Raw genomic sequence first — 16,929 nt, 5'->3', positions numbered from 1 at the left:
CAATATTTTTGACAGCAGTACTCTGGAAACGAATGTGTTCTATGCTACATATTTAATTCTTTCGATAAGCGCTAGGTGTGATACCAGTATGTTTTTTAAATACTTTACTGAAATAATTTAAATTTTCAAAGCCACTTTCACTCGCAACTTCTTGAATAGATAACTCGGTATGATCTAGCAAGGAGTATGCTTTTTCTATTCTTAATTGAGTAAGATAGTTCATAATCGTTGTGCCATACTCTTCTTTAAACTTTTTCGCCAGATATTGCGGTGAAAAATGAAATATCTCTGCCAAACCCGATAATGTTACCTCTTCCTTCATATGATCATTAATGTAATTTCTTACCGTAGCGATAGACTGAACATGAGTTATTTCCAGCCTACTGTAGTTGATTGACTCTAGCATATCACTAAAAATTTGTTTGAGTTTTGAAGTCCATTCTTCCAGTTGTGATATCCAAAGCGGCATTGTCTCATGAAAGTTATCACTGTTAATTTGACTATAAATTCGCACGAGCAGAAGGTTGATTTCTACGGTATAGTGCTGAAGCTCTCTTATGCTTACAAACTCATACGAAGCCAACTCCATTTTAAAAGACTCAACCAATTCATGAAGATATTGCTTATTTTTTGCGAGAATTGCTTCTAAAATAACTCGTTCCTTATCTATAAAAAAGTTAATGACTGATGACTTTCGGCCACTCTTAATATGATCAAAAATATTGCAATTAAGAATCATCGATTTTTCCTCAAACAAAGCGAATTGAAGTCTACTAGCTGTCAGGCTCATTTTATAGAAACCAGAAAATGAAGATAGGCGCAAAGTTCTTTTCCATGCATCCTGTATTTTTTTCACTGATGCCTCTATATCTACAAGTAAATAATTTGAACTTATAAACACAATGATAAATTCTTCATGTTGAAGCACATACCAACTACCCAGCGATTCAACCAGCTCTTTAACAATATTTTTCATCGAATAATTAAACAGTTGCTCGTCTCGAGCAAAATGTTTCTTTACGATTGCATCTTTATTTCTGGGCAAAAAAGTAACAACATAAAAATAATCAGGGTTGATTCCAATGGTAGTAAGAAAGGTATTAAGCTCTTCTTTAGACACCTGTTCTTCCTCAATTAAGCGAGAAAACCGCTGCTCCATAACAAGATTATTTACTTCATTTAAACGAAAATTAGTGCTAAGTTCCTTTAGCCTTACTTCCTGCTCTTGTTTTATTTGATTGCATGCTTTTTGAATAGCTTTTTCCAGATCACGAATTTTAAATGGTTTTAGTAAGTAATCCACACCGTTAGCTAGCAGAGCTGCCCTAGTGTAATGGAACTTTTGATAACCACTTAGTACAATAACTTTGGAGCCCCAGCCTTCCTCCCGAAGCTTCTCTAAAAACTCTGTGCCATCCATAAGATACATGCTCATATCGCAAATTATTAACTCGGGAATATGCTTCCGTACAAGTTCCAATGCCTCTAATCCATTTTCGGCCATAAATATTTGATTGATTTTATAATGTTGCCAATCAATCGATAGCTCAACACCTTCACGTACATGCTCTTCATCATCTACGATTAATAACTTCATCTGCTTGTCCCTCTCTTGATGATTCAATTGGCAAGGATAATTCTACTATGGTTTTTTTATAGGGCTCACTAGAAATCGACCAAGTGAATTCGTTTCCATAATAAAGCATTAATCGCTTCAATACATTGGATAAGCCAATTCCACGCTTCTCCGATACAACAACAACTTGCTCAATGAAACCAGCTTTGACCTGTTCAATTTGCTGATCTGTAAAGCCTTTTCCGTTATCAATTACCTCTATCAACAATGAATGCTTAGTCAAAGCAATGTTTACCACAATATGAATTTGACCATTTCCTCGTTCTAGACCATGTATAATACTATTCTCAACAAGCGGCTGCAAAGTCATTTTGGGTACAAGAACACGACTCGCTTCATCTGAATATTCTAACTCAAATTGAAGCCTTTGCTTATAGCGACCTTGCTGAAGTACCATGTAATGCTGTATATGTTCGATTTCTTCTTCTAGTGAAACATCCTCGTTCTCAATATCCATAGAATAGCGAAACATAGCTGCAAAGTCAGCAAGTCGATCACTGACGTCATGAGCTTTAGATTTAATTGCTAAAGTTGCAATCGATTGCAACGTGTTATATAAGAAATGAGGATTGATTTGAGCTTGCAGCATTTTCAAGCGAGCTTGCGATAACTCAAGCTGATGACGATATTGCTTATTCCATAGCTCGTCTAACTCACCAGCCATTTCGTGCAATCTAATGTCCAACAAATCTAACTCATCCGGTATCTTCTGTACAGGCCTACTCTTTAGTTGAAAGTTACCCATTTGCAATTGCTTAATGTGCTGAAACATTATTTTAATCCTACGCAACATGTAATAAGAGATTAAAGTCGCCAAAATGGAAATAAAAATAATCGAAACTGCTTGAATTAACAAAGTTTTACCAAGTGCAGAATTACGTGCCTTATTAATAAGTGTGCGAGGTATAAACTTAACTATTGTCATGATTAAACCATTTTCATCTGTCTTGTTAAAATAGACATAACTGCCTTCAGTAGTTTGAATCTCCCCTTTATCTGTAGATAGTTGGGGTGCATGAAGCCTTTGATAAAGTTCTATCTGCCATGCTTCTCTAGTTTTTTGTGCAGTCTCCTGTTGCGTGGGTTGTTTAACTCCTTTTGAGAGTGATAGCTCGGTCGAATCCTTCTCATCTGCAGTTGTATAGAGTAGTTCGAGATTATTTCCGATAAATAAGTATACAGGTCCTTGCTCACTTGTTGTTAAGGAAGTAAGGAAATTTTTGATTTGTAATGGTTTTACATCAAAGGTAGTCAAACCGATTACTTCTCGAGTATAAATATCTATGAATGGCTTATTGACACGCAATCTTGGCTCTCTATTATTAAGTGTAACTTGAAACGGTTGCTTCAGCTCACTATGTGCATCTGACATCTCATGATCTTTAAAGTCAGGAATAATCACTATTTCATTATAATGATTTCGAATATTAAACTGCTTGTTTGTTAGCGCGCTCTTGTAAGAAACTGCACCAATCTCGCTATAATTCGCATATATTTTTTCAAGCCTATGCTCAATATAGACACTTTCAGCAGGATTTTGAGGTTTTTTTTCCGACAATAGTCTCACAAGCTCAGGATCAGAAAAGTACGTCAAGCCAAGTAGTGACAATTCATGAAAATAAGATTGCAATGCTGACATCGTAATTGACATCGAATTTTGATTCAGCTCAACTAACTGACGTTTGATTGAGTTGCCTGTAATCTGATACGACAAATAATTTGAAATAATGAATGGAACAGTTGTCGCTACGATCAAGCTAACAATAATTTTTGTTATAATACTCACTTTGACAAGCTTCATCTAGGCATCCTCCACTCATTCCCCCGTACATTGTAGCACAGCAATAAGGAAACTTGTAACATATCGGAGATCATCCCTCAGCACACCAAAGAAGCTTCTAAAGCGAAGAAACTGTTGTCTGGATTTTCTCGATAAGGCAGATTTACAGCTCATTTAGCTCTAGTAGTGCTACAATATAAATCTTTAATGCAGTGATCAGATTAGGAATAGACTGCACCTCATCTGGGCCGTGAATTTGACCATGACCAGGAGGCAAGTTAAGTGATGACACATCGGTCGGCAAACCAGGGCCAAAGCCTACCGCATTAGGCAGTTTTCTGGCATAAGTACCTCCACCCATTACAAATGGCTCCGCTTGCTCTCCTGTTACGCCCTGATATACTTGCATGAGACACTTAACCTCTGGCGTATCAGGATTATAATAACTCGGCTCACTGTCATGAACATTAGTCAGGGTAAAACCACTTTCCTGTAACTGCTGCAGCAGCATCTTGGATGAATGATGAATAGGGTAGCGAATATTTAACTCTATCTCAAGTCTTCCATTCCGTCCTTGTAATAAAGTTCCGACGCATGTTAAAGCTCCAGATAGCTTATCCTCACCATGTATCCCTAATGCCCGTCCATCATAATGCTTACAAATGTCATAAATTTTCTCAAGCTGGTAGTGTGTAGTCTCCTCAAACCATGTAGTCCGTAACAATGGCTCAAGAAGGATCGCTATCGCATTACTAGTGCCTTGAGGAAACGCGGCATGCCCGGACTTGCCAACTGCGAATAATTTAATCTCTTCATCCGTCTGACTATACTGAATATGAGATGGCAGGAGGCTTAATTTGGCAGCGGCTGCTTTATCACGTCGTATAATAAGCTCAGCATAACCAGGTACACTATTAGAAGCTACTCCCCCCTGTATGCGAAGGATTGATGAATCAGCAATATCACAGCATAAGGTAACAGAGAGCATTCCCTTCTCTCCATAACAGACCGGAAATCCGCTATCCGCCACAATATTAAAATCAGGGGCTTGATAATGCTTAAGATAATACGCAGCATCCAACATCCCTATTTCCTCACCACTACCGATAATATGCTGAAGCTGATAGTTTAGGGGGATACCCAGTTCCTGAATAAATCTAAGTGCATATAGAACAGCAATGACTGCACCTTTATTATCTTGTACTCCTCTGCCTATGAGAAAATCTCCCTTTTGTGTACAAAAAAAAGGTGGGTAGCTCCACCCCTCCCCTGCAGGAACAACATCGACATGCCCCCAAATTCCTATTGACCGCTTTGTCTCATCTCCCATACGAAATTCTGCACAATAATACTCCCGATTAAACGTCTGCAAACCATATCGTTGACCTAAATCCAATATATACTGAATAGCCTCTGCGCATTTCTCCCCAAAAGGATAAGGAGAGGATGGAGCGTAGCTTGCCACACTTGGAATACTTACTAATCCAGCAATGTCTTCTAATAGCTCTGTCTTATGCTTCTCCATCCATTGTTCAATCTGTTCTTCAATAACAAAACCTCTCATTTACTTCCCCCCGATCTTGGAGTATCTTGTTCCTTATCCTTTAATTGCACCTTCTGTTAACCCGGCGATTATGTACTTCTGGCCGGCTGCATAGACCACAATAATTGGCAACATCGCCATTAAATAAGAAGTGAAAGCCATTGTATAGTTAAAGGAATATTCAGTCTTGAAGTTGTATTGATATAAGGGCAGTGTCCAAAATTCCTTCGCTTTATTCAAAATTAGTAGTGGAAGCATAAAATCATTCCAGAACCATAATGAATCCATAATGACAAGCGTAACTAGCATCGGCATAATTAAACGTAAAGTAATAAGATAATAGATTTTAAAAGTGCTGCAGCCATCAATTCTTGCGGCCTCTTCAATTTCAGTTGGCATTCCTCCAATATAGTTGACGAGTAGGAATACTCCTCTTGTTAAGCTGAGCGCTCCATATAATAAAATGAGTCCAAAAGGATTTAATAGATTCATATTGGTCATAATTTTTGTTAAAGGAAGCATAATCACTTGAAATGGTACAAACAATCCTAACAGGATATAGAGATATAAAAATTTATAATATTTCTTATGTCGATTACGAGCAATAGCATAAGCTACGGTAGGATTAATAATAAGAACTATGATTACAGATCCAGTTGTAATCAAGGTCGTATTCCACACAACTCTCCAGTAATTCCCCTTAGAAAGTAGCTCTGCGTAATTAGAAAAATGAAGTGCTTTGGGAAAACTGAAAAAACCTTTGCTTGCCTCCTCTAATGTCTTAAAGGAATTAACTATGACAAGGTATAATGGCCCCATGATAATGATGACTCCAATAAGTAAAATGATATTTCGGAGAATACGCCAACCAAGCCCTTCTTTTCGTATCGCTAAATTCATACTTAATGGACACCACCTTTACGTGTTAATTTAATTTGGATAAAGGATAACACTGCAATGATAATAAACAATATAACTGATTCCGCATTAGCCATCGCAAACTTTAGATTCTGAAATGCATCATTGTATATCATGATCCCAATAACATTAGTAGATTTCACTGGACCTCCACCTGTCAGGGTATAGGCATAATCAAAGGAAGTGATGCCTGATTTAATCGCAAGCACCATATTTACGGTAATCGTAGGAATTAGAAATGGAAATGTGATATAACGAAAACGATTAAAAGTGGTGGCCCCATCGATTCTGCCCGCTTCATACAGCTCGGAGGGAACCGATTGTAAGCCTGCAATAAAGATAAGGGTTGGCAAGGCTACAGCCTGCCAAATGTTAACAAGCACAACTGCAATTAAAGCATACTTAGGATGGGCTAAAGGACTTTGATATAATTCCATAATATTCAAGCCCTGACCAATCGGAGGAATGACTCGAACAAACACCTGTTCCCAAATTAACGAAATGGTTACAGCACTAATGATGGCTGGTAGGAAATATATCGACTTTGTAAAGGTTTGAAGCTTCTTCAGAGAGTTTAAGCTTAAGGCTAAAATTAATGACAGACTCATTACTCCTGCTACAAGCATCACCGCATACTTTCCAGTAACTACTAATGATTGCCTAAAATTTGGGTTGTTCCATAGCTCCGTATAGTTGCTAAACCCTACATAATTATAGCTAGAACTAATCCCATTCCAATCTGTAAAGCTATATTGAATACCTACAATAACTGCATAAGCGAAAAATAGTGTATACAGAATGATAGCCGGAACCGTGAATAAGAAATAAGTTGAGCGTTCTAGAAATTTGCCTATCATACTGCACCTTCCTCATCTCAATGTAACGTAGAGCTAGTAAATAGGGAGCGACAATTTGAATTCTCAAATTGTCGCTCAGATCAAAGCTATTATATTTACTTAACAGCGTTAAGCTTAATTGTTTCATCAATGTTCTTCAGGTACTGCTCAGGCGTCTCGTTATTAATGAGATAACCTTGAGTTGTACTATATAGTTCCGTTACAATCGCACTTTCAAGCGTTGAAGACATCCAGTCATGAACTCTACCATTATCGATAAAATCAAGGATAGGCTGTAAATATTGATCGCCATAGGTTGTTCCCTTAATAATGGAAGGTTCGCCAGATAGATCAGACCACTTCTGAGCAACCTCTGGTCGAGCTATATATTTTAAGAAGGTAAGCGCAGCTTCTTTTTCCTCAGGCTTAGCTTTTGCAGAGATGGACAGAGAAGCATTGACACCTGATAAAGCTGTCGTGGTATCAACAGTATCATTCGGAAGTGGAAACGCACCGAATTTCAAATTAGGGTTAGCCACCTTAATATTCCCACGGCCGTATGAGCCAGAAATAATCATAGCGGCTTGACCATTAGCAAATGCTTCTTGCATCATTTGAGCGCTCACCCCAAAAGCATCCTTATTAGCATATTGCGTTAACTCTCTGAGCTTCTTGGCAAATTCCAAGAATTCTGGATTGCCTTCCACTTGACCTTCACCCTTAGCCACTTTAACCATTTCTTCAACACCACCAGGTGCAAAAGCAATGTTCGTAGCTTGGAAGATGTGACCTACATCCTTTAATGGAAGATAGAGCGGTGTAATACCTTTGCTTTGAAACAATTTGCATGCTTCGATAAATTCAGCATAGGTGGTTGGGATTTTCACGTTATTTTGTTCAAATAGATTGATATTATAATAGACTGCCATATAATTTCGAGCGTACGGCAAAGAGTAGTATCCACCGTCATCTGCTACAGTCATATCCAAATATTTTTCGTTAACATCTTTAATGAAGGGTTGAACGCTTAAGTTTTCGATATAACCATTTTTTACTTTTTCCTTAAATTGAAGCTGTGTAGGAAAATCAGTAAATAGGGGTGGAATATCATTTGTCGCAAACCGAGACGTTAATACTTTAACTGGGTCAGGCACGGTATTCATATTAATCTCAATATTCGGGTATTCCTTTGTAAAATCAGCAATAATTTCGTGATAGGCATTTTGAATGGCTTCCTCACCCTGCTGCTGGAAAAACTCGATTTTAACAACATCGCTCTTGCTTGAATTTCCGTTGTCTGCTACGTTTTCCTTCCCGCATGCCGTAAGAATTATGGACATTAATAACATAGCTGTAACAGATAGTTTTGCACTTCTTTTCATCTCTTTCTCTCCTAACTACTTCTTTTTAAGAGCTTATTTCCCTAATGCGCGATTAGCTAGATTCGTAATGACAACATCGTCCATTGGCGGATTATGAAGCCCTGCACGAACATCACGATACATTCGTTCAAGCGGGAAAGCCTTAGAAAGGCTTAAGCCGCCTACAATTCTCATCGCGTGATCAACAACACGTAGTGCTGCATTGGTAGCAAGATGCTTGGCAACACCTAGCTCAATCTTCAGTTTTTCGCGATTAGCCGTTTCCTTATCCCAACGATCTGCAGTATCATAAAGGAAGGTTCTTGCTGTAATTAAGTCAAGTTCAATTTCTCCAATTAGACGCTTAATATTAGGTAGCTCTGCAATTGGAACTTGTAATGAATTAGGCTGGTGCTTAGCAGCAAATGAAAGGGCGAAATCCCTGGCACCATGTGCAATTCCAAGATAACACGCAGGAATATGAAGCATGTTACCGTCTGTGGGGACAGGCTTGCTCAGCTGGTCACTTGCTTTACCACGGATGTGATATCGATCTGGAACAAATACATCATTCATGGCAACATCATGACTGCCTGTTGAACGCATTCCCATCGTATTCCATGTCTCCAGCACTTTGACGCCATCGCCAGCTTCTACGATAAATGATCCTACAGTATCGGTATCCGACATCGTAGCTGCAACAATAAACTTGTTAAGAATCGGACTTAACGTACAGTACGATTTCTGACCCGTTATCAGCCAGCCTCCCTCAACTTTGACTGCTTTCGTCTCAGGCCTTCCACCACGAGTCGGACTACCCATTGCTCGCTCACTTACCAGTTCATTCAATACTAGCCCATCCTGTACAATCTCAAGACATAGCTCACTAAAAAGTTCTTCTGGAATTGCTCCTGATAGATGAAGCTGCTTCAATAAACCAATATGCCACCCGATTGCTAGTGCAGTGGAGCCGTCTCCTCTTGCCAGTCGCTCTTGAGAAAGAACCAGTTCATAAATTGATGCTTCCTCTCCTCCATATTGCTTTGGTACGGTAAGAGCAAGGTATCCGCTACCTCTTAACTCATTAAAATTCTCAAAGGGAAATGTTCCTTCAAGATCATGCTTAGGAGCTCGCTCTGCAAAAATCCTTGCTAGCTGATCTGCTCTTGCTGCAATTTTCGCTTCCCGCTCATTTCGTATAAAACGATCTGAAGAATCAGAGTATGTCATCATTAACAACTGCCTTTCTAATAATCCTCATTGGTTTACTTTGTTTAATATTAATATTGTTCCCTTAAAAATTGAATATAAAAAATCCGAGTTTTTTATTGTAAAAAACCGTAATATTTAGTTGTCCTCCAAATACTGTTTACGATATTCATTAGGTGTAAACCCATAAAATTTCTTAAATACATTGGAAAAATACTGTGGATCTCGCTCAAACCCACACTGTTCAGCTACTTCATAAATTTTCATTGTAGGATGTGAAAGTAATAGTTCCTTCGCCTTTTTCATGCGAACAAAGGTCAAAAACTGGGTATACTTCTCTCCTGTGTCTTGTCGAAAGAGCTTACCTAAATATTCGGAGTTAAGAAATAAATAATGCTGAGCTAGCCATTGCAAAGAAAGCTGTCTATTCTGAATATGCTGGATGGTTAATTGCTTTATTTTTATAACCAGCATACCCTTCTTATCAATCTTACGATAATGAAAGCTTGTATACAGCTTGCCTAACTCCTTCTGGAACGCTTGTATATCATGACTCTCTAGAGCTGTAAGTGTTGTACTAATGCCGTATTCTGATTTCAACTGATTGCCGATATAGGATAGCACATGATTATTGTTTTCTTGAAGGGCATGTAATGATAACCCCTCACTTAATAATTGCTCGATCCATAGCCTAGATATCTTCATTAATCGGGATTCATCAGCCTCAACAATCGCCTGGAGCAAATCACTAGGTATAGAGGAAGAAATGTTACCTTGACTTGCAAGCGCATTTGAAACTTTGGACTGTGTATTTTCCGCAAAATTGCTGCGTATAGTATCTACCTCCTGCTTAGACCATTGAAGAGCTTCTGTAATCTCATGCTCATCACTTGGCTTTAATAGATACCGTCTTACACCAAAACGCATGGCCTGCGTAGCTAGCTCAAACTCTCCAAATCCTGATAGAACAATAAATACAATATGAGGCGAAATCTTCAACCCTTGTTCGATTAACTGAAGTCCATCAACGATTGGCATTTTAATATCCGTAATCACCACATCGGGCTGGAGCTCTTGAATTTTCTCCAATGCCTGCTGTCCGTTTACGGCTGTCCCTGCTAACACCATACCAAGCGTAGTCCACTCTATTGTTTCCGCAATACCTTCTCTCGCCATTCGTTCATCATCAACGATTATTACTCTATAGCTAGACATGACTATCTTCACCTTTCCATAAAGCAGGAATTCGAATTCGAATAATTGTCCCTTGATTTATACCTTCTAAAATTGCAATACCATATGGCTCTCCATATAACAATTGCAAGCGCTCATGAATGCTCCTTAGTCCAATCCCTCCTTCTGTGTTTTGCTCTAAATAATGTATATCCATCCCTGGACCTTGATCCGCAATCCAAATATCTAAATCCTCGCCAAAACATTCCCCGCTAATCGTAATTTGACATTCGCCTGTCAATTCATCGATACCATACTTAATTGCATTTTCAACAATAGGCTGTAGGATCATTGCAGGAATATAACTTTTGTTTAATTCATCCGGGATATTGATTTCACATTGCAGTCGTTCTTCAAATCGATATTTCTGAATGAGTAAATAGTTATTGACATGCTGAATTTCTTCCTGCAGCATGACCATTTCCTTTTTACTCGTTGTACTTCGCAACATATCACCCAACGCTTTGACCATGCAGGAGATGCGCTCTTGTCCCTGCCTGCGTGCTAGCCAATTAATCGAGTCTAACGTATTGTAGAGAAAATGAGGATTTAGCTTCGCTTTCAGCGCCTCATATTGAGACTCCTTTATATGAATTTGTTTTACGTAGTTATCCTTAATTAATCGATCTAACGAGGCTGTCATTTTGTCAAAGCTGATTGTTAACCATCCAATTTCATCCTTATTCTTCACCTGCTCTTCTCGGGACGTAGCAAAATCTCCTTGCTCTACCTTGCTCATCCTAAAGGCCAGTGTCTCCAAAGGACGTGTAATACTTCTTGCAAAAATTATGCCTATCCATACGAGAGATACAAGAATGAGAGTATATAAAAGGAATAGAGTTTTCTTCATCTGAATCGCTTTCTGAAACAATGATTCATAAGGTACAAGATTCACTAATGTCCAACCTGTAAAGTTCATTGTAGATAAGGTACTCAAGTACTTGTGATGATTTAACGTGATCATTTCATAGCGTTCACCTGATCGTTCATTCTGTATTAAAGAGCTTGGCATAGGCTTATCTTTCCATTCCTCATCATTCCAATAGATTGGGGTATGATCTTCATAGATGAGCAATTTATTATTGGAAGATGACTGATTAGAGCCAATAGATTCAATCAAATCATTCGCATTCACTCGAACAATTAACGTCCCTAATGATGGAAAATCCATACTATTCACTGCTCTTATTTCCCTTAGGGAAGTAAAAATCTTAGAATCTCTTTCCCCACCCTTCCACAGACTTCCTCCTTCTTTCTGAGCGGCCATTGCAATAAATTGCTTACTGTAAGCTGGTGCAGTCTCATCCTTGGTTGTGCCCAGCCAGTAATCCTTGCCCCAATAATCAATAATCGCTACAGAGCGAATCGGATAATTAAAGAAACGATAGGATAACAGCTTCTCTTCCATTTCACGAATCGCAAAATAGGTTTCGTGACTATTCTTGTTCTGCTTTATCTTCTCCAACCCATGTTGAATGTCCGTGTCACTTGCTATCGATTGTGTCATACGATCAATGGCTGCTAGCTTGTCCTCAATTCGCTCTGAATACAAATATAGCTTCTCACTAGTTTGTTCATAGACAAGCTGTTCATATAATTTATGCATATTCTGCACGTATAATAGGCTTATACTACTTGTCAAAAGAACACCGATCAATACAAACAACACTAGCTTATGTCTTATTCTTATTTTCACTCGAATTCTCCCCTTACCGCATAACTGCTCCAGCATATTAGAACCGATCCATAAAGAAGTAGTAATATAAACATTTAAGGTAATACCCTATTAAAAAATACTGTATATTCCCAAGTAAAACAATAAGAAAATAGGAATATAGCTGTTCTTTAGGTAGCTGAGTCCTAAAAAGATGACCTCATTGAAATCACATGTGGCTGCGAAGATTTGATTAACATGATCGTTGTATTTTTTTCAGAGCAGTAATTTCCGTGGAAAAGCGAAGCAGTATAGGGATTTAATTCGTGGTGTATTTATGGAGGAATTAAGCCATGTTGAACTGGTGCAACATACAATAAATCAATTGCTGACAGGAGCTGGAGCAGAGGGTGTAGGTAATGCTGGTATTGATGAGGCTCCGCTAGACGAAGCTATCAAACATGCCAATCCACATCATTACATTATGGGTGCTCAAAGTTCACTACCTGTAGATGCAGCCGATAATCCATGGCTCGGGAATTATGTGATGATCATGGCAACCTAGTAAGTAATCTACTCGATAATGTTGTACTGGAATCAACAGGTGTTCTACAAAAAACGAGAATCTATGAGATGAGTACATACAAATCATCCCGTGAAACTCTCGCATTTCTGATCGTTCGTGACAATGCTCACCAAAATGCATTTGCGAAGGCGCTCGAGACTTTAGGCGTAAACTGAGGCAATCTGTTTCCTGTTCCCAATTACGATATCAACAAATATCCAGAGTGTCAGAAATATGTTGACCTCGGCTTCCACAATGCACAATTTAACTTCCGTATGGACAACACACGCATTGCTGAAATATTCAGTGGCCAAACACCTAGTCGCCATGGTGGCGGGCTACAAGTCACGGAACCTTCACAGTGGTTCCCACTCCCGTTTATGCTGGAGCTTGCTAATGAGCACAGTCCAGGGTTGCATGATTTAAATACCTAAGATTTAAGTTACTAAGAAGTAAGGAAGCGTAACAAAAAGGAACCCTTGCTAAGGGTTCCTTTTTGTTACGCTGATTTGAACCACATCACGTAAATATAGTATTGTACGAAGCTTTCGAATAAGGAAACAAATATAGGAGATAGCCTACCTACAATGAAACGGTAGGCCTTAGGAAATGGGAGCCCCATAAGTTTATATCCAACACTCTGCTTTATATACCAGAGCAACACCATTGTCCTTCTTCTTCCTCTTGGCCTTAAGTAGCAGTAGTTTTAAGCCTCAACTGCTTCGGGTCTTTTCACTTGAAGAGGCGGTGGAATGAGCCAGCCTTTTTCTTTACTCATTTGAAGAATACGAACGCCTAAAGCAGTTTTCGTAACATGATATTTTGCAAATAAGGCACCAATATCCTCTCTGATCGATTGCCCCATAACTTGACTACAAGCAACCAATCCCATCGAAGTATCCGATGCAATTGATGCCGCTATCTCTGGATCCGTAAATCTCGCACCAACAGGAATATCCTCAAGTTTTACTGGAGGTCTTTCTGGTAAAGCTGGCGTTGGAGCAATTCCGTTATCCGTTAGCAGAGTATCACACTCTTTTATCTCAAGTTTTGCTTGATCAATCAGTGCTTCTAATGTTTTCTTTAAATCCTTATCTCCTGCATGATTTAGAAATGCTTGGTAGAAGGAAAGTGCTCCCTTCGCGACTGTTGAACATTGCCATACACTGAAGATTTCACCATAATGCATAGGTTCATTTTTGGGGTTTCCACTTAATATTCCGATCACAAACACTCCTTTAAATTTATTTTCCACCGGATATATAGTCCCAAATTCAATAACAACATATTCAACATAATCCTAAATTCATAATGGAATAATGAAATTATTTTGGGGGAAAATAATTTCATCACAATATCGAGGAGGCTAGCTTTTATGAAAAAACAATTAACTACAGCAGTGGTTTCAATATTCCTATTGGCTGCTTTAGCTGTTCCAGCATCAGCTCACGATGTAAATGAAGCTATGGTTGATGGACGAGACAACAACACTTACCATTACAACAGCACCAATAATAACCCAAACACTGTAAGAGCAAATTCAACAGCTAACGATAACCGTATGGACTGGGGATGGCTTGGCTTGCTTGGATTACTTGGTCTAGCTGGCATGCGTAAGAGAGTAACTGATCACTCTGATCGCTAATTTTAGATCTTCACATCAGTGGAAACTAAGAGCTCTGTCAGTGTGACAGAGCTCTTTTAAAGATGAAAAATTATTATATGTCGTGGGATAAGGTAGCCAAAAGTTCAAGGAGGATGGTTAATGAAACAAGAATTGAATTATGGAACAGATTATAAATTTATTCCCGTAACTTCAGTGGGAAGTGGCGTAGGGATTGAAATGCTGCCTGATCTATTTTGCCACACTATCCAAATTGTAAATATCAGTTTAGTTGGTTACCCTGACGACTTCGTTTTAATTGATGCTGGAATGCCAAAGTCAGCAAATGAAATAATCTCGGTCATCGAGGAGCGTTTTGGTCCGAACAGCCGACCCAAAGCGATCATTTTGACCCATGGACACTTTGATCATGTCGGCGGGTTAATAGAACTGGTCAAGCACTGGGAAGTTCCGGTTTATGCGCATCCATTGGAAATGCCATTCCTCACAGGGCAGAAATCATATCCGGAACCAGATCCTACGGTTGAAGGTGGTCTGGTAGCTAAAATGTCCACCTCCTTTCCAAATGAACCAATAAACCTTGGGAGCAGCGTACAAACGTTACCTTCTGATGGGACTGTCCCCCATATGCCAGGGTTTAGATGGATTCATACCCCAGGACATTCTCCTGGTCATGTTTCGTTATTTCGAGAAAGGGACGGAGCGTTAATCGCAGGCGATGCTTTTACTACTGTAAAACAAGAGTATATGTATAAAGTATTTACTCAGGAATTGGAAATAAGCGGACCCCCTCGCTATTTAACAACAGATTGGGAAGCTGCAAAGCAATCTGTTATTAAAATTGAGGCTTTAAAGCCCGAGTTTGCTGTAACGGGCCATGGATTGCCGATGTCCGGTGAGGTGCTAACAACAAGCCTGAAAAAACTTGTTAATGAATTTGACCAAATTGCCGTACCGGATTATGGAAAGTATGTTAACTAAATTTTCCTCTTGGTACATTGGTTTTGGACAACGGTACAAATTCCGTTGTCCACCATCTACTCTTGGCCATCCCACTCTATGTTCTATCCCCGATAATATAAGATCTCAAAACGACGAGAGATTCACAATTAAATACTAACCCCGACTTTTAACTGGTAATCCTTTGTATTTCACAACTCAAATACTCGATCTTAGTATCACCACAAATGTTACCCTATTAAGGTTAGGATAGACTTCATTTGTTCCTCTGAAGTCTCATCAATACTAATACCGTTTCTGTGATCGATGGCGAAATTTAACGGGACCATGTTCATGGCTATGGACATTTCTATCACTAATGGGTTCATTTACTCGTCTCTTGGCTATCACTTAATAAATTGCGATTATGTCAACCTCTTCACTGCCATGATTGGAGTTAGAACAATTTAAGCTCAAATTCAGTTTTTTAGGAATCATCTTCACGATGATCAAGGGAAAAAGCTTGATAGATGCGGTAAGTGTTCTTTTTAATGATTTCAATCTCAAAATTGAACGTAATTTAGAAAACTAAAAATTTCGGCATTCATTCTACTTGATGTAAAGTTTCAACATATTCAATAAATCTTTTTGCTGCTGGGGAAATATGATGATCTTCTCTCCACTTCAAACCGATTTCCCAGTACCAACCTTCATCAATGATTGGGATCCAGACCAATTCATCTAACATCAACCCCAACGTCTTAGGCAATACGGATACACCAAGACCCGACTTTATAAAACCGGCTACAGTGATCAGGTCCTCCGCTTCATAAGCAGAAGCAAGAACAAATCCGGTGTGTTGGAAACGGGACATAATCGTCGCCTTTAATCCGCAGTTGTTTTTCAATCCAATAAATGGTTCGCCAGACAGCTCTGCCAAACTCAGAGCGCTACAATCTGCATAACGATGTTGAGAGGGAACAACAATGTATAAAGGAACATTTTGAACAGTCATCCAATGATGATTATCCAAAGTGGATTCCCTCGATGTAATCATAATATCCGAAAATCCTTGCTCCAAGTGTTCATCAATATCCCCTAAGTTCCCTTGTGTCAATTCAAACCGCACTTTGGGATACTCCAATTGATAACTCCTTATTAGGCTAGGAATCAATTCAACACCGAGAATGTTTAGATAAGACAACGTAATCACACCAGTATCCGGATTAGACCACTCTTCGATTTCATTTAGGCCATTTTCAATATTTTGTAGGGCTCTACCAATCCATTTAGAGAACATGGTACCGTTTCGGTTCAGCTTTATATTTCGTCCATTTCGCTCAAATAAAGGAGCTCCTATTTCGTTTTCAAGCTTGGCAATTGCATGACTTAACGCTGGCTGAGTAATACCAAGTGTTTTGGAGGCTAAGGTCATATGTTCAAGCCGTGCAACGGTCATAAAGTATTCTAATTGTGTAAGTTCCATTAAATTACCTCTCATACATTAATATTATTCATCATTTTCATTATTATAATAAATTGGACGTTATAGAAGTGGCAAGTGTAGTATTAGTTTTAGCTCCTCTCGAACAACACATCAAGGCTAAGAAACAGAGCGCTTTTAAATTAAT

13 protein-coding genes and 1 pseudogene are annotated in these 16,929 nt (G+C 38.9%); 3 read left to right on the top strand and 11 right to left on the bottom strand.

Going from position 1 to position 16,929, the window contains the following annotated elements; all coding sequences use genetic code 11:
* Positions 1-52: 52 nt before the first annotated feature.
* From MHB84_RS27350 to MHB84_RS27310, 9 genes are all read right to left on the bottom strand, one after another.
* Positions 53-1,597, bottom strand: a complete 1,545-nt coding sequence (locus MHB84_RS27350) for a helix-turn-helix domain-containing protein (RefSeq protein WP_076288814.1) — start codon at positions 1,595-1,597, stop codon at positions 53-55.
* A complete protein-coding gene (locus MHB84_RS27345) occupies positions 1,575-3,437 on the bottom strand; it encodes a sensor histidine kinase (RefSeq protein WP_076288815.1) in 1,863 nt (620 codons plus the stop codon). Before MHB84_RS27345 ends, MHB84_RS27350 begins: the two co-directional genes overlap by 23 nt.
* 142 nt (positions 3,438-3,579) lie before the next feature.
* Positions 3,580-4,980 (bottom strand): Sapep family Mn(2+)-dependent dipeptidase, encoded by a 1,401-nt coding sequence (locus tag MHB84_RS27340; RefSeq protein WP_076288816.1) that lies wholly within the window; start codon positions 4,978-4,980, stop codon positions 3,580-3,582.
* Between the two features lie 33 nt (positions 4,981-5,013).
* Positions 5,014-5,859, bottom strand: coding sequence for a carbohydrate ABC transporter permease (locus tag MHB84_RS27335; RefSeq protein WP_076288817.1), 846 nt, complete (start codon positions 5,857-5,859; stop codon positions 5,014-5,016).
* A gap of 2 nt (positions 5,860-5,861) precedes the next feature.
* Positions 5,862-6,734, bottom strand: a complete 873-nt coding sequence (locus tag MHB84_RS27330; RefSeq protein WP_076288818.1) for a carbohydrate ABC transporter permease — start codon at positions 6,732-6,734, stop codon at positions 5,862-5,864.
* A gap of 95 nt (positions 6,735-6,829) precedes the next feature.
* Entirely contained in the window at positions 6,830-8,095 is a 1,266-nt protein-coding gene (locus MHB84_RS27325; protein ID WP_076288819.1) for an ABC transporter substrate-binding protein, read from the bottom strand.
* 33 nt (positions 8,096-8,128) lie between these two features.
* Positions 8,129-9,304 carry an acyl-CoA dehydrogenase family protein gene (locus tag MHB84_RS27320; RefSeq protein ID WP_076288910.1) on the bottom strand — a complete coding sequence of 392 codons (1,176 nt, stop codon included), beginning with the start codon at positions 9,302-9,304 and terminating at the stop codon, positions 8,129-8,131.
* A gap of 117 nt (positions 9,305-9,421) precedes the next feature.
* Positions 9,422-10,498 (bottom strand): response regulator transcription factor, encoded by a 1,077-nt coding sequence (locus tag MHB84_RS27315; RefSeq protein ID WP_076288820.1) that lies wholly within the window; start codon positions 10,496-10,498, stop codon positions 9,422-9,424.
* A complete protein-coding gene (locus MHB84_RS27310) occupies positions 10,491-12,122 on the bottom strand; it encodes a cache domain-containing sensor histidine kinase (RefSeq protein ID WP_341143083.1) in 1,632 nt (543 codons plus the stop codon). Before MHB84_RS27310 ends, MHB84_RS27315 begins: the two co-directional genes overlap by 8 nt.
* Positions 12,123-12,438: 316 nt before the next feature.
* On the opposite strand from MHB84_RS27310, the pseudogene MHB84_RS27305 reads away from it, so the two are divergent.
* Positions 12,439-13,169 (top strand): annotated as a pseudogene (locus MHB84_RS27305) (manganese catalase family protein); the annotation flags it as partial.
* 272 nt (positions 13,170-13,441) lie between these two features.
* On the opposite strand, the gene MHB84_RS27300 reads toward MHB84_RS27305, so the two are convergent.
* Positions 13,442-13,960, bottom strand: coding sequence for a DUF3231 family protein (locus MHB84_RS27300; protein ID WP_076288911.1), 519 nt, complete (start codon positions 13,958-13,960; stop codon positions 13,442-13,444).
* A gap of 150 nt (positions 13,961-14,110) precedes the next feature.
* On the opposite strand from MHB84_RS27300, the gene MHB84_RS27295 reads away from it, so the two are divergent.
* Positions 14,111-14,380: a WGxxGxxG family protein gene (locus MHB84_RS27295; RefSeq protein ID WP_076288822.1), complete on the top strand. Its 270-nt coding sequence runs from the start codon at positions 14,111-14,113 to the stop codon at positions 14,378-14,380.
* Between the two features lie 120 nt (positions 14,381-14,500).
* Positions 14,501-15,340: an MBL fold metallo-hydrolase gene (locus MHB84_RS27290; RefSeq protein WP_076288823.1), complete on the top strand. Its 840-nt coding sequence runs from the start codon at positions 14,501-14,503 to the stop codon at positions 15,338-15,340.
* Between the two features lie 562 nt (positions 15,341-15,902).
* On the opposite strand, the gene MHB84_RS27285 is transcribed toward MHB84_RS27290, so the two are convergent.
* Positions 15,903-16,784, bottom strand: a complete 882-nt coding sequence (locus tag MHB84_RS27285) for a LysR family transcriptional regulator (RefSeq protein WP_076288824.1) — start codon at positions 16,782-16,784, stop codon at positions 15,903-15,905.
* Positions 16,785-16,929 lie beyond the last annotated feature (145 nt).

Source organism: Paenibacillus sp. FSL F4-0087 (genome assembly GCF_038020215.1).
In the GTDB taxonomy this organism is placed as follows: Bacteria; Bacillota; Bacilli; order Paenibacillales; family Paenibacillaceae; genus Paenibacillus; species Paenibacillus taichungensis.
Note: the sequence above shows the minus strand (reverse complement) of the source record. Positions and strands in the feature narration are given on the sequence as shown.